This is a genomic window from Bradyrhizobium oropedii, assembly GCF_020889685.1.
GTDB classification, from domain to species: Bacteria; Pseudomonadota; Alphaproteobacteria; order Rhizobiales; family Xanthobacteraceae; genus Bradyrhizobium; species Bradyrhizobium oropedii.
On sequence record NZ_JACMYO010000198.1, the window covers coordinates 1 to 15,277 of the forward strand.

At 65.4% G+C, this 15,277-nt stretch carries 10 protein-coding genes; 6 read left to right on the forward strand and 4 right to left on the reverse strand.

The features are described from left to right. Positions 1-245: 245 nt before the first annotated feature. Positions 246-1,559: an MFS transporter gene (locus H8A95_RS35740; RefSeq protein ID WP_229187395.1), complete on the reverse strand. Its 1,314-nt coding sequence runs from the start codon at positions 1,557-1,559 to the stop codon at positions 246-248. Positions 1,560-1,782: 223 nt separating this feature from the next. Here H8A95_RS35740 and H8A95_RS35745 point away from each other — a divergent pair, with 223 nt between their 5' ends. From H8A95_RS35745 to H8A95_RS35765, 5 genes are all read left to right on the forward strand, one after another. After that, positions 1,783-2,544 (forward strand): class I SAM-dependent methyltransferase, encoded by a 762-nt coding sequence (locus H8A95_RS35745; protein WP_229187396.1) that lies wholly within the window; start codon positions 1,783-1,785, stop codon positions 2,542-2,544. A 36-nt stretch (positions 2,545-2,580) separates the two neighbouring features. After that, positions 2,581-3,234: an ABC transporter ATP-binding protein gene (locus H8A95_RS35750; protein WP_229187397.1), complete on the forward strand. Its 654-nt coding sequence runs from the start codon at positions 2,581-2,583 to the stop codon at positions 3,232-3,234. After that, positions 3,231-5,690 (forward strand): ABC transporter permease, encoded by a 2,460-nt coding sequence (locus H8A95_RS35755; protein ID WP_229187398.1) that lies wholly within the window; start codon positions 3,231-3,233, stop codon positions 5,688-5,690. The genes H8A95_RS35750 and H8A95_RS35755 overlap by 4 nt, the downstream gene beginning before the upstream one ends. Beyond that, positions 5,680-6,765, forward strand: a complete 1,086-nt coding sequence (locus H8A95_RS35760; protein ID WP_229187399.1) for a lipocalin-like domain-containing protein — start codon at positions 5,680-5,682, stop codon at positions 6,763-6,765. Before H8A95_RS35755 ends, H8A95_RS35760 begins: the two co-directional genes overlap by 11 nt. 103 nt (positions 6,766-6,868) lie before the next feature. Next, complete coding sequence (locus H8A95_RS35765) at positions 6,869-7,258, forward strand: MAPEG family protein (RefSeq protein WP_229187400.1); 390 nt, start codon at positions 6,869-6,871, stop codon at positions 7,256-7,258. Positions 7,259-7,447: 189 nt separating this feature from the next. On the opposite strand, the gene H8A95_RS35770 is transcribed toward H8A95_RS35765, so the two are convergent. From H8A95_RS35770 to H8A95_RS35780, 3 genes are all read right to left on the reverse strand, one after another. After that, positions 7,448-8,638, reverse strand: a complete 1,191-nt coding sequence (locus tag H8A95_RS35770) for an ABC transporter substrate-binding protein (protein ID WP_229187401.1) — start codon at positions 8,636-8,638, stop codon at positions 7,448-7,450. A 252-nt stretch (positions 8,639-8,890) separates the two neighbouring features. Beyond that, positions 8,891-12,064, reverse strand: a complete 3,174-nt coding sequence (locus H8A95_RS35775) for an efflux RND transporter permease subunit (protein WP_229187402.1) — start codon at positions 12,062-12,064, stop codon at positions 8,891-8,893. After that, positions 12,061-13,302 (reverse strand): efflux RND transporter periplasmic adaptor subunit, encoded by a 1,242-nt coding sequence (locus H8A95_RS35780; protein WP_476727260.1) that lies wholly within the window; start codon positions 13,300-13,302, stop codon positions 12,061-12,063. The genes H8A95_RS35775 and H8A95_RS35780 overlap by 4 nt, the downstream gene beginning before the upstream one ends. 799 nt (positions 13,303-14,101) lie before the next feature. Here H8A95_RS35780 and H8A95_RS35785 point away from each other — a divergent pair. Further along, positions 14,102-15,277, forward strand: a 1,176-nt coding sequence (locus tag H8A95_RS35785) for a cadherin repeat domain-containing protein (RefSeq protein ID WP_229187403.1), incomplete at its 3' end; no start/stop codon positions are given.

Genomic DNA, 15,277 nt, shown 5'->3' on the forward strand with positions numbered 1-15,277 from the left:
GGGGCAAGCCACCGGCGCGCGCCCGGGCCGGCTCGTCCGCGGCGCGCAGGGTTTGAATTGAGGTAGGCGGAGCGATCGGCGCGTAGCCCGGATGAAGCGAAGCGTAATCCGGGGCAGGTGCATCTGCGGATAGAGTTGCCCCGGATTTCGCTGCGCTTCATCCGGGCTACAGCGAGTTCGATATTGACGCTAGCTGCGGCCGCTTCACCCTCCCCCTCCAGGGGAAGGTCGGACAAGCACGTCCCCTACGTCGGCGACATCGCGCCCTTGATCGTGCCCGCGGGCTGCGACGTGCCGGTCAGGCGCGCGCGCTCGGTGTTGGGCCACAGCAGCAACAGCCCGAGCACGCCCGACCCCACCATGATCGCGGCATTGATCGTGAAACCGCTCATGTAGCCGGCCATCGGCGTCGTGGCGTGCTGGATCACACTGCCCATCACCATCGGCGCCATGATGCCCGAGATCGTGTACAGCGCGCCGTAGATCGCAATGATCGCGCCGCGTTGCGACACCGGCGTGAACTCGCCGAGCATCGGCGGGCACACCACATAGATCGAACCGCACAGGCCGGAGCCGATCACGAGAGCCGCGATCATCAGCCCGCCCGGCGGCGCATAAGGCAGCGTCGCGAGAATGCAGCCGCCGATGACCAGAGGCACCGAGCCGAGCACCCCGCGTGCGCCGCGGGTGGTGAAGCCGCGCGTCAGCATCAGCTGCGAGATCCAGCCGGTCAGCAGCACAATCGTCGCGCCGAAGATCCAGGGCAGGATCGAGACGAACCCGGCCTGCTGCTGCGAGAAGCCAAGCCCCTCGATGATGAAGGACGTGAACCAGGTCAACCCGAGCGACAGCGCCCAATAGGCGCCGAAGGTCGCCACCACGCAGCCGATGAAGGTACGCGACGTCAACAGCTTCCAGTAGGGAATCCGTTGCTCGTCGGCGACGACAGCCGCCGTCGACACCAGCGGCCCTTCCTTGCCGAGCGCGAACCAGGCGACGGTCCAGAGCAGGCCGACGATGCCGAGCGCGCCGAAGGCATGATGCCAGCTGTGATTGACGATGACCCAGTTCAGCGCGGGTACCGCGAGGATCACGCCGAACGCCGAGCCTTGCGACAGGATCGCAGTCGGCAGCGTGCGCTTCTCGTCCGGAAACCACTTGTAGATCGCGTGCGCGGCGACCGAGAAGGCCGGCCCCTCGCCGGCGCCGAGGATGATGCGGCAGATCGTGAGCGTCGTCAGGCTGACGGTGCCGATCATCGGAAATTGCGCGAGCGACCAGATCACCGCCAGGATCAGCAGCACCCAGCGCGTATCAACGCGGTTGACGATGAAGCCGACCACGATCGCCGAGATCGAGAACAGATAGAAGAAGGACGAGCCGAGATCGCCGAACTGCTCCGGGGTGAGCCCCATCTCCTTCCTGATCGGAACGCCGGCCAGCCCGACCACGATCTTGTCCGCAAAGTTCACCACCATGAACAGGAACAGGAGGAAGGTGATTGTCCACGCGCCCTTTGGTGTCCCCGTTGACCCCTTGGGCGTCGGTTGCGTCGTCATGTCTGGCTCCCCGTCGTTTCGTTTTTTGGCTTCGTAAGATCGGCCCCAATCGGCGATGCTAGCCACGCCTCGACGGGCAACGCAACAACGCATTTTCCCGGGGGCGCCCGGCCCCACGCGGCTGTAACGCCCGATCACGATCGCGTCGTCACGGCCCCGAAGCGGTGAACTGTCATGGCCCCCCTGCTATGTTCGGGGACAACAAAAAGCCCGGGGTTATTTCATGAACAGATTGATCCTTCGCGCGGTCGCCTGCACTGCGCTCGCGACCGCCACGCTGCTCGCCGCGCCGGCTGTCCGCGCAGATGACGCCGTCAGTCCCGACTACGCTGCGATCGTCGCTGCACCCGATCGCAGCGATGCGGATCGCCAGGTCGACCAGCGCCGCCAGCCGGCCAAGATGCTGGCCTTTGCCGGCGTCAAGCCGGGCATGACTGTCCTCGACATGGCGGCGAGTGCCGGCTACAGCACCGAACTCCTGGCGCGCACCGTCGCCCCATCGGGTAAGATCTACGCGCAGGACTCGGCTACCGTGCTCGAGCGCTTCGTCAAGGACAAGTTCGACAACCGGGCGAAGGCGCCTGCGATGAAGAACGTGGTGCATGTGGTGCGGGACTATGACGACCCGATCCCGCCCGAGGTCAAGGACCTCGACATGATCACCTTCTTCTTTTTCTATCACGACATCAGCTATCTTCCGGTCGATCGCGCCGCGATGAACAAGAAGATGTTCGCCGCGCTCAAGCCCGGCGGTTACCTGATCATCGCGGACCACTCCGCCAAGGCCGGCGAAGGCACCAGCGTCGCCAAGACGCTGCACCGGATCGAGGAGAGCACCCTGAAGCAGGAGATCGAGGCCGCCGGCTTCAAGCTGGTCGCCGAGGGCGATTTCCTGCATCATGCGGAGGACCCGAAGGACATTCCCGTCTTCAAGGCGCCGGTGCCGATCGACGAGTTCGTCCTGAAATACCAGAAGCCGCAATGAGGCACGGCCATCGCTTCATCTGACCAGACCGCCGCGGTGCTTCGCGTCACCGGCCTGACCAAGAGTTACCGCTCTGCCGGTGAAGACGTCGCGGTGCTCCGCGGCGTCGATCTCACTGTCGCGACCGGCGAGAGCGTCGCGCTATCGGGCGAATCGGGCAGCGGCAAGAGCACGCTGCTGCATCTGATCGCGGGGCTCGATGCCGCCGATAGCGGCGAGATCGCCCTCGGCAATATCACGGTCTCCGGACTCAACGACGCCGGCCGCGCCGAGCTGCGTCGCGACCGGCTGGGCCTCGTGTTCCAGCAGTTCAATTTGATCCCGAGCCTGACCGTTGCGGACAATCTCGTGTTCCAGTCGCGCATCGCCGGTCGGCACGATGCCGCCTGGCATGACGAGCTGGTCGAGCGCCTCGGGCTGAAAAGCCTGCTGAAGCGCTATCCCGAGCAATTGTCCGGCGGCCAACAGCAGCGCGTCGCGATCGGCCGCGCGCTGGCGCCGAAGCCATTGTTGCTGCTCGCCGACGAGCCGACCGGTAATCTCGACGAGGACACCGCCGATGAGGTGCTGCATCTCGCGCGCGATCTCGTTGTGCGCACGGGCTGCGGCTTCCTGATGGTCACCCACAGCGCGCGGCTCGCCGCGACGCTCGACCGCCAAGTCACCCTGCATGCCGGAGTGGTCGCGTGAGGCGCCCGCTCTGGATCCTCGCCGTGCTGCTCAGCCATTGGCGGCGGCATCCGATGCAGCTTGCGACGCTGCTGATCGGGCTGATCTCGGCGACCGCACTGTGGAGCGGCGTGCAGGCGCTGAACCAGCAGGCCCGCATCGCCTATGACCGCGCGGCCGCGACCTTCGGCGGCGCGCGCACCGCTGTTCTGGTCGGCAAGGACAGCGCGACCTTCCCGCAACAACTTTTCGTCGACCTGCGCCGCGCCGGCTGGCCGGTATCGCCGATGCTGGAGGGCCGCGTCCAGATCGACGGGCGCAGCTTCCGCCTGCTCGGCGTCGAGCCGGTGACGCTGCCGTCCGAGGTCGGCAATGCGCCGGCGGTCGGACGCGGCAGCCTGCAATCCTTCGTCACGCCGCCGGGCGAAATGCTGGTGGCGCCGGAAACGCTGCGCGATCTCGGCCTCAAGGACGGCGACCGGCCGCAGGCGAATGGCCTCACGCTGCCGCCGCTGCGTGTGCAGGCGGAGTTCGCGCCCGGCGCGCTGATCGTCGATATCGGCATCGCGCAGGACATCTTGAAGATGCCCGGCCAGCTGTCGCGCCTGCTGATCGGCAAGTCCAAAGCACCGCATGCAACGCTCGAAAGTGTGGCAGGTGACAAGCTCCGCCTGGTCGAGCCGAGCGCGGAAAGCGATCTCGAACGGCTGACCGACAGTTTCCATCTCAACCTCACCGCGTTCGGCCTGCTGTCGTTCTTCGTCGGCCTGTTCATCGTCAACTCCGCGATCGGGCTTGCCTTCGAGCAGCGGCTGCCGATGCTGCGGACGCTGCGCGCCTGCGGGGTCTCGGCACGGATGCTCAACACCGTGCTGGTGATCGAGCTGGTGTCGCTGGCGCTGGTCGCAGGCCTGCTCGGCCTGGTCTGCGGCTATTTCATCGCGGCGGCCTTGCTGCCCGATGTCGCCGCCTCCCTGCGCGGGCTCTATGGCGCGCAGATTCCCGGGCAGCTTTCACTGAAGCCTGTCTGGTGGTTTGCCGGCATCGCGATCAGCATTCTCGGTGCGCTGGCCGCCGCTGCCGCGAGCCTCGCCAAGGCGATCCGGATGCCGGTGCTGGCGACGGCGCAGCCGCAGGCCTGGCAGCAGGCGCAGCGGCGCTGGCTGATGTTGCAGAGCGCGGCGGCGCTCGCGGTGTTTGCGGTCGCTGCGGCCCTCATTCAGTTCGGCGATTCCCTGATCGCGGGCTTTGCCGTGCTGGCCGCGCTGATGCTCGGCGCGGCCTTGATCCTGCCAATGATCCTGCAAATCGCGCTCGCGCTCGGCCAGCGCAGCGCGCGAGCACCGGTCGGCATCTGGTTCTGGGCCGACAGCCGCCAGCAACTGTCGGGCTTGTCGCTGGCGCTGATGGCGCTGCTGCTCGCGCTGGCCGTCAATGTCGGCGTCGGCACCATGGTGGAAAGCTTCAGCCGCACCTTCCTGGTCTGGCTCGACGGCCGGCTCGCCGCCGACGTCTACATCAGCGCCGCCAGCGATCAGCAGGCAAAGGAGATCAAGGCCTGGCTGCGCGATCGTCCGGAGGTTCAGGCCATCCTGCCCGGCGGCCGCGCCGACACCCAGCTCGGCGGCGCGCCGATCGAGGTGCTCGGCCTGCCCGACCACACGACCTATCGCGACAACTGGCCGCTGCTCGAGAGCACGGCGAATGCCTGGGTCAGGCTGCGCCCCGGCGACGCCTGCCTCGTCAGCGAGCAACTGTCGCGGCGGATGAAGCTTGCGATCGGCGATCATATCGAGGTGCCCGCCCCCGGCGGCAGCTGGCCGCTCGAAATCGTCGGCATCTATGCCGATTACGGCAACCCCAAGGGCCAGATCGCGGTCAACTTCGCCGCGCTGACGCGCCACTTCCCGCAGACGCCGCTGACCCGGGTCGGGCTCCGCGTCGAACCGGACAAGATCGCGCCGCTCATCACGGCGTTGCAGGAGAAGTTCGGCCTCGACGACCGCAACATCGCCGACCAGGCGACGATGAAGCGAGAATCGAAGCGGGTGTTCAATCGCACCTTTTCGGTTACCGCGGCGCTCAATGCCTTCACGCTCGGCGTCGCCGGCATCGCGCTTTTGACCAGCCTGCTGACGCTGGCCAATTCGCGGCTGCCGCAGCTCGCACCGCTATGGGCGATCGGCCTAACGCGGCGGCGGCTCGCGGCGCTCGAACTGCTGAAGACCATGGCGGTCGCGCTGATCACCGCGCTGTTCGCGCTGCCGCTCGGCCTCCTGGTGGCTTGGTGCCTGCTTGCGATCGTCAATGTGAAAGCGTTCGGCTGGCGACTGCCATTCCACGTGTTCCCGTTGCAGCTGATCGAGCTGCTTGCGGTGGCGATGGCCGCAGCGCTCTGTGCCGCCGCGCTGCCGGTCGCTAGACTGGCCCGCATGCAGCCGGCCACCCTGATCCGGACTTTCGTCAATGAGCGCTAGCACCGATCTCACGCGTCGCGCCTTTGCCGGCGGTGCAATGGCGCTGGCGCTGGGCGGCAAGAGCTTTGCGCAAGGCTTCGCCGGGCTCGGCGAAACGGCCGAAGGCTTTGCCGCCGTCACGCCGGGCAAGCCGTTTGCATTCCCCGCCGATCACGGCCCGCATCCGGAATTCCGGATCGAGTGGTGGTACGTGACCGCGAACCTGTCCGATGCCGGCGGCGCGGCCTATGGCGCGCAATGGACGCTGTTCTGCCAGGCGATGAAGCCGGGCGGCCCCAGCGAAGGCTGGGCCAACCAGCAACTCTGGATGGGCCACGCCGCAGTCACCAGCGCCGGCACACATCGCTTCAGCGAGACCTTTGCGCGCGGCGGCGTCGGGCAGGCCGGTGTCGAGGCCGCGCCGTTCCGCGCCTGGATCGACGCCTGGGAGCTGCGCGGGCTCGATGCATTCGGTCCGCAACGCATCGCGCCGCTCGAGCTCAAGGCCTCCGCTGCCGACTTCAGCACCACGCTCCGCCTCGACGCCGAGCGCGCACTGGTGCTGCAAGGCGACCACGGCTACAGCCGCAAGTCGGACCGCGGACAGGCCTCCTATTACTACAGCCAGCCGTTCTACAAGGCATCCGGCCGCATCGTGATCGACGACAAACCTGTCGACGTCACAGGCACGGCCTGGATGGATCGCGAGTGGAGCAGCCAGCCGCTCGCCGCCGACCAGACCGGCTGGGACTGGTTCTCGCTGAATCTGCCCGGCGACGAAAAGCTGATGCTGTACCGGCTGCGCCAGAAGGATGGCCGCGAGAACCTGTTCGGCAACTGGATCACGCCGGACGGTCGCTCGGCCGAGATCGCAGCGAGCGGCAACAGCATCACGCCGATGGCGACCACCGAGATCGGGGACCGCAAGCTGCCGACATCATGGCGCGTCACCCTGCCCGCACGCGGCCTTGCCATCGAGACCGCGCCGCTCAATCCGAAGGCCTGGATGGGAACCAGCTTCCCCTATTGGGAAGGCCCGATCCGCTTCTCAGGCAGCCACGCCGGAATCGGCTATCTTGAGATGACGGGATACTAGGACGCCGACGGAAGATCGGCGCAAGAAGGCTTGCCAGTCACAGCGGGCCTCGTTGCCCCGTCATGACATCGGGGGCCAACAGAAACCAGAGGAAACGCCTGACATGTACCATTACACGGCCATCATCACCTGCCTTGCGGTCGCGCTTTACTTCTTCCTCGCGACCCAGGTCGCGCGCGCCCGCATCCGCTACGGGGTCAAGCTGCCGGCGATCACGGGCAATGCGGATTTCGAGCGCATCTACCGAATCCAGATGAACACGCTGGAATGGACCCCGATCTTCCTGCCGTCGCTGTGGCTGTTCGCAATCTATATCGGCGATGCCGCGGCCGCAGCCGTTGGCGCACTTTGGGTCGTCGGCCGTATCGTCTACTTCATCGGCTATCGCGAGGCGGTGGCGAAACGCAGCCCGGGATTCTTCATCCAGGCCCTGGCGGCCACCATCCTGTGGGTCGGCGCAATCGGCGGCGCGGTGTGGCGGCTCGTGCATTGAGGCCGAGACGGTGCCGCACACTCACTGTCGTCCCGGGCTTGACCCGGGACCCATAACCACAGGGTCCAGTTTTGCGATGGCTGGGGCCCCAGCCTGTCGCAACAACCAAGTGCGGTGGTTATGGGTCCCTGCGTTCGCAGGGACGACGGTGATGTTGTATCGCGAGTTGCGTAATACGTCAGCTCCGCGTCACTTGGTCAGCGGGCAGCCGCTTTCCTTGGCGGTGAAGAATGCCTTGTCGCCCGGCACCACGGCGATCTGCTTGTAATAGTCCCAGGGCTTCTTCGATTCCGACGGCTTCTTGACCTCGAACAGATACATGTCGTGCACCATGCGGCCGTTCGCGAGCACCTTGCCCTCCGCGAAGGCGTCATCGACCGGCAGTTCCTTCAGCTTCTTGGTCACCGCGTCGGAGTCCTTCGTGCCGGCGGCTTTGACCGCCTTGAGATAGCTCAAGGTCGCCGAATAGGTACCCGCCTGGATCATGTTCGGCATGCGGCCCGTGCGCTTGAAGAAGCGTTCAGAAAAGGCACGCGTCTTGTCATCGCGATCCCAGTAGAAGCCCTCGGTCAGGACCAGCCCCTGTGCGGTCTCAAGCCCGAGACCGTGCACGTCCGAAAGCACCATGAGCAGGCCGGCGAGCTTCTGACCGCCCTTCACGATGCCGAATTCAGCCGCCTGCTTGATCGAGTTGACCGTGTCGAGACCGGCATTGGCGAGCCCGATGACCTTGGCCTTCGAGCTCTGTGCCTGCAGCAGGAAAGAGGAGAAGTCCGACGAGTTGAGCGGCACGCGAACCGAGCCCAATACCTTACCGCCAGTCTCTTTCACGATTTCGCTGGTGTCCTTTTCCAGCGCATAGCCGAACGCATAGTCGGCGGTGAGGAAGAACCAGCTGTCGCCCCCCGCCTTCACCAGTGCGCTGCCGGTGCCGACGGCGAGCGCGCGTGTATCAAACGCCCAATGGAAGCCATAGGGCGTGCAGGCATCGCCGGTGATGCGCGAGGTCGCCGCACCCACCACGATGTCGATCTTCTTCTTCTCGTTGGACAGTTCCTGGACCGCGAGCGCGACCGACGACGTCGTCAGCTCGGTGATCATGTCAACACCCTCGGTGTCGTACCAGCGCCGCGCGATCGCGGTCGCGAGATCGGGCTTGTTCTGGTGGTCGGCGGTGATCATCTCGATCTTCTGGCCGAGCACCTCGCCGCCGAAATCCTCGATCGCCATCCTGGCGGCTTCGACCGAGTACTTTCCGCCGTAGTCAGCGTAGACGCCCGACTGGTCGTTCAGGATGCCGATCTTGACACCCTGGGCCATCGCCGGCGCCGCAAGCATCAGGCTGCACGCCGCGACGGCGGCCAAGAATCCCGACTTCATTGTTATGCTCTCCCAGCAGTTTTCTCATCAGGAAAAAATCGGCGCGACATTATTTTATAACCCCGCGCCTGCCCATCGATTTCAGTTCAGCCAATAGTATGGGCTAACCTCGTCATTCCCCGATGCGCAATTGCGCACCTGGGGGCATCGCAAAGCGATGAGCCCGGAATCCATCGGGCCGCGCGCTTCGAGGAGGAATGGATTCCGGGTTCGCGCTACGCGCGCCCCGGAATGACGAAGGGGAGACCAAACTCACCCCGCCACGGTCGCCGCGGGCTCCTTCGGCTTGCCCTCGTTCTTTCCTTCCGCGAGGTTGCGCACCACCATGTAGAAGATCGGCGTGAAGACGAGGCCGAACAGGGTGACGCCGAGCATGCCGAAGAACACGGCAACGCCGACCGCCTGCCGCATCTCCGAGCCCGAGCCGGTCGACAGCACCAGTGGCAGCACGCCGAGGATGAAGGCGAACGACGTCATCAGGATCGGCCGCAGGCGGAGCCGGCAGGCCTCGATGACCGCTTCCAGCCGTGGCCTGCCCTCGAGCTCGATGTCGCGCGCGAACTCCACGATCAGGATCGCATTCTTGGCGGCCAATCCGACCAGCACCACGAACCCGATCTGGGTCAGGATGTTGACGTCCTGGCCCATGATGCGCACGCCGATGGTGGCCGCGAACAGGCACATCGGTACGATCAGGATCACCGCGAACGGCAATGTCCAGCTGCCATATTGCGCGGCCAGCACCAGATAGACGAACAGCACGCAGATCGGGAACACGTAGAGGCCGGCACTGGCGCCGTTGACCTGCTGGTAGGACAGGTCGGTCCATTCGAACGAGAACCCGCTGGGCAACGTTTCTTCGGCGAGCTTCTTGATGGTGCTGAGCGCGGTTCCCGAACTCGTACCGGGCGACGGCTCGCCCTGCAGCTCCGATGCCGAATAAAGATTGTAGCGGGCGACGCGATCCGGCCCCGAGATATCGCGGAAATCGACCACGCTGCCCAGCATCACCATGTCGCCAGCCGCATTTCGCGTGCGCAGCCTTGCGAGATCGCTGCTTTCCTTCCGGAACGGCAGATCGGCCTGCGCGGTCACGTGATAGGTGCGTCCGAACAGGTTGAAGTCGTTGACGTAGGTCGAGCCGAAATAGGTCTGGATGGTGTCATTGATGCTGGCGATGGGCACGCCGAGCTTCTGCGCCTTGACGCGATCGATGTCGACGAACAGCTGCGGCGTGTTCGCGGTGAACGGCGAGAACACCGAGGTGAGATACGGCGACTTGCGCGCCGCCGCCACCAGCTCGTCGGTGGCCGACGCCAGCAGTTCCGGCCCGCGTCCTTGCCGATCCTGGACGCGGATGGTGAAGCCGCCACCGGTGCCGATACCGGGCACGGCCGGCGGTGGAATCACAATGATGAAGGCGCCCTGGATCACCGACAGACGCTTGCGCAATTCGGCCGTGATCGCACTTGCCGTCAGCCCCTTCTTCAGACGCGCCTCCGGCTCGTCGAACACCGGGAACAGCGCCGCGGCGTTACCCTGCTGCGTGCGTGTCGCACCGGAGAAGCCGGCGAACGCCGCGACGCGAACGATGCCCGGCGTATCCAGCGCGATCCGCTCGATCTCGCGCACCACAGCCGTGGTGCGCGCCAGCGACGCGGCGCCCGGCAGCTGTGCCGAGATGATGACGTAGCCGCGATCCTGCGCCGGGATGAATCCCTGCGAAGTGGTCGCCAGCAGCCAGCCGGCGCTGCCGATCAGCGCGAGGTAGATCACGACCATCACCACGGTGTGCCGGATCACGAAGTCGGCCACACCAGCATAGCCGTGGGCCAGCCGGTCGAACACGCGGTTGAACACCGCGGTGAAGCTGTCCCAGCCGCGCGCGATGATGTTCCAGCGTGCCGGTGGGCGCTTCTCCTCGTGCGGGACCAGGATCTGCGAGGCCAGCGCCGGCGACAGCGTCAGCGAGCAGAAGCAGGAGATCGCGGTCGCGACCGCGATCGTCACCGCGAACTGCTGGAAGAACTGCCCGGAGATGCCGCCGAGGAAGGCGGTCGGCACAAACACCGCGCACAGCACCAGCGCGATCGAGACCAGCGCGCCGCCGACCTCCTCCATGGTCTTGAGCGCGGCATCGCGCCGGCTCAGGCCATGTTCGAGATGCCGCTCGACATTCTCGACCACCACGATGGCGTCGTCGACCACGATGCCGACCGCGAGCACCAGGCCGAACAGCGTCAGATTGTTGATCGAGAAGCCGAGCGCGGCCATCACCGCGAAGGTGCCGACCAGCGACACCGGGATCGCGATAATCGGGATGATCGCGGGCCGCCAGCCCTGCAGGAACACCAGCACCACGATGACCACGAGCGCCATCGCCTCGTAGATGGTCTTCACCAGTTCGTGGACCGATTGGGCGATGAATTCGGTCGGGTTGTAGCCGATATTGTAGTCGAGCCCCTTGGGGAAACTCGCCTTCAGCCGCACCATCGTGTCCGAGATGTTCTTGGCAGTGGCGAGCGCGTTCGATCCGGGCCGCTGCGTCACCAGCATGCCGACCGCCGATTTGCGCAGCAGGAAGCTGTTGGTGGTGTAGGACAGCGCGCCGAGCTCGACGCGGGCGACGTCGCGCAGGCGAACGGTGCGACCGTCGGAACCGGCCTTCACCACGATGTCCTCGAACTGCCTGGGATCCTTGAGACGGCCGGTAAACACCAGGTTCGGCTGGAAAGCGCGGTCGGCGATCGGCGGTTCGGCGATCTGGCCGCCCGCGATCTGCAGATTCTGTGCGCGGATCGCCGCCAGCACCTCGGCGGACGTCAGGCCGAGATTGGCGATCCGGTCGGGATCGAGCCACAGCCGCATCGAGTAGTCGCGCGCGCCGAATATCTGGATGTCGCCGACGCCGTCGAGCCGCAGCAGCTGGTCGCGGACCTGCAGCAGCGCGTAGTTGGAGATATAGAGCTGGTCGAAACTGTCGTCGGGCGACAGCATGAACACGACCATCAGGATATCGGGCGAATTCTTGCGCGTGGTCACGCCGTTGCGCTGCACTTCCTCGGGCAGCCGCGGCTGCGCGATGGCGACGCGGTTCTGCACCAGCACCTGGGCCTTGTCGAGGTCGGTGCCGAGCTTGAAGGTCGCGGTGATGGTGAGCTGGCCGTTCGAGGTCGCCTGGCTGTAGAGATACAGCATGTCCTCGACGCCGTTGATCTCCTGCTCGATCGGAGCGGCGACGGTGTCTGACACGGTCTGCGCCGAAGCGCCGGGATATTGCGTCGTCACCACGACGGTCGGCGGCACGACCTGCGGATATTCCGAGACCGGCAGCGTCGGATAGGCAATCGCGCCGACGATCAGGAGCACGATCGACAGCACCATCGCGAGGATGGGCTGGTTGATGGAAAGCCTTCCGAGATTCATGGCTTCGCACCTGCCGCCGGCTTGTCTGCTGCCGCGGGCTTGTCGCCTGCCGGAGCTTTAGTTTCCGCCGGCGCCTGCGCCATTTTCGGCGTCACCTTGGCGCCGACGCGGGCGCGCTGCAGCCCGTCGACGATCACGTGATCCTCCGGCTTGAGGCCTTCGCGGATCACGCGCAGGCCCTCATCCAGCGGCCCGAGCGTCACCGCTCTTGCTTCCACCGTGTTGTCGTCCTTGACCACGAACACGATCTTGCGCGACTGGTCGGTGGCGATGGCGGTGTCCGGGATCAGCAGCGCCTCATAGGGCGAGGAGCCGATCAGACGGACGCGACCGAACTGGCCGGGCAGGATCGAAAGATCCTTGTTCGGGATCACTGCGCGGCTGCGCAGCGTTGCGGTCGAGACATCGAGGCGGTTGTCGAGGAAGTCCATCTTGCCTTCATGCGAGGGCTTGGTCTCGCCGGTCAGCATCACCTGCACCGGGTTCGCCGTGTCGCGCGAGCTCGGCCGCCTGCCTTCGAACCACAGCTTGCTGTTGCGCTGATAGGTCGCCTCGTCGACGTCGAAATAGATGTAGATCGGATCGAGCGACACGATCGAGGTCAGCAGCGTCGCGCCCCCCTCGCTGCCCTGCACGAGGTTACCCGGGGTCACCAGATGGCGGCTGACGCGGCCGGTGATCGGCGCCAGCACGTGGGTGAATTCGACGTTGAGCTGCGCGGCCTTCAGCGAGCCCTCGGCCTGGGTCTCGGCGGCGCGCGCCGCCTGCAACGCCTGGCGGCGCTGGTCGACGACCTGCTCCGAGACCGCGCTGGTCTGCACCAGGTTCAGCCCGCGCTCGAGATCGCGCTTGGCAAGCTCCCCCTTGGCGCGCGCGTCAGCGAGCTGGCCTTCGGCCTGCAGCACCACCGCCTCGAACGGCCGCGGGTCGATGATGTAGAGCAGATCGCCGGCATGGACGATCGCACCGTCCTTGAACTCGACGCTGTTGACGAAGCCGCCGACGCGGGCGCGGACCTGAACCTCCTCGACCGCCTCGAAGCGGCCGGTGAACTCGTCCCAGTCGGTGACGGTGCGCTTGACCGGCTGCGCGACGGTCACGGGCGGCGGCGGAGGCGCGGCCTGCGACTGCGCGCTCTTGTCATCGCAGCCGCCGAGCGTCAGCGCGGCCAAAAGCCCGATCGGCGCGAGGCCGAGCCATACATGGCGCCGAAGCGAATGACGCTCGACGCCGGTCACCGGAGCCACACGCTCCGCTTTGTCAATCGAACCCAATTCCCTCTCCCCCAGAACAACGTAAGCACGACGACCAAAGCAGGGCTACGAAAGTCGCAATTGAAATTGCCGTGATTCAGCGCGGATGGACCACCGCGATGTCGCGGCGGCGGACGTCACAGATGTAGCCGCACCCCAGTCTGTTCAAGATGGCCCTCGGATCAAGCAAATAGTTGCGTAGTCTGAAAGCCTTACGACGGGATCGCGAAACCGTGACGACGAAAAGGGGCAGTTTGGCTGGCCTATCGATCCGACCGGGTCACGGTCCGCGTCATCGCGAATCAATCAGGGCGCGAACCCCGTGACACGGATCTGTCACATCGCGCCGATCCTGCTTGCGGCAGAGTCGCGCCGGGTTCCCGGCGACGGAAAATCATCGAATTAGAGCACTCTACCTCTCGCTGCATCGCCTCGATCAAGGCTAACCGTGTTGTGTCATCCGGGCACACATTGACACTCGGAAATATCGCCAATACGGTCGTGGTTGCCAAAGAGTAAATTTTGTTGGCCGGCCGCATTTTTCTCGAACATTCATTGGGCTTTGTCACGGCGCGTGTAAGTGAAAGCGACTACGTAATGGCAAGCGCATTTGACCTTGCTGATGTCACGGCTCCGTGGACATTAAGGTCGTCCGGTATTGCAGCCAGCTTGGCGCAAGCTCCGATCGCGGATGATCAACCTCAACGTGTGAACCGCTTCACACGTCCTCGCATCCAGCAAATGTAATTATCGATCGGCGTCCACGCCGATCGCAGGAGTGCTCATGACGACCATACCTGCCTATACAATCGGTGGTTTAACGCGCCCGGCACTTCAGCTCGATTCGACCGGTCACATCGTCCTCGACTCGGCTGCCCAGGCCTTCGCCGACACGTATGGTCTGCAATATCTGTACCTCGGCTGTCCTCCCGGCACGCCCTGGCCGCCGGTCACTGACTCGCTTTCGCCACCGGTCGACGCCAATGCGGGAAACAACACGGTCGCCGAGGGCGCCGCGGTCAATACGCTGGTCAACATCACAGCGCAAGCCACCAGCGCCGTCGGTAGTCCCGTCACCTATTCGCTGGCCGGCGACAGCTCCAATGGCGGTTTCAAGATCGACCCGAACACCGGCGTGGTGTCGGTCGCCGATCCCACCAAGGTCAATTACGTGACCAGCCCCGGTCACGCCTACACCATCACCGTTCAGGCGAGCGACGGCATCGCGACGAGCTCGCAGAGCTTCGTCATCGGCGTCACTGACGTTGCGCCGTCGACACCAGTCGACAGCAACGCAGCAGCCAACAAGGTCGCGGAAGGATCCGCCGCCGGCACGCTTGTCGGCATCACTGCGTCCGCGGCCGACATGAATGCCGTGACCTATACCCTGACCGGCGACACCTCGGGTGGCGGCTTCAAGATCGACCCCAATACCGGCGTCATCACCGTCGCCGATCCCAGCAAGATCGACTACACGACAGCCCCCGGTCACGCCTACACCGTCACCGCGACGGCAAGCGACGGCACCCTGTCCAGCTCGCAGACCTTCACCATCGCGGTGACGCTGGGTGCCGCCACGCACTTCGCCGTGAGCATCCCGGGCAACGGCGCGGCGGGCACGCCGGGCACGGTCACCGTCACCGCGCTCGATGCCTTGAACCACGTCGTCACCAACTACACAGGCACGGTTCATTTCACGTCGACCGACGGCCACGCCGTGCTGCCGGCCGACGTGACATTGACCAACGGCACCGGCAGCTTCAGCGAGACCCTCGATACCGCCGGCAGCCAGACCATCACCGCGACCGACACCACCAACAGCGCGGTCAAGGGGACTTCGAATGCCGAGATCGTGACGCCGGGCGTCGCCACGCATTTTTCGGTCAGTCTTGCCGCCAACGGCACGGCGGGGACGCCGGGGTCGGTCGTCGTCACTGCGCTCGATGCCTTCAACAATGTC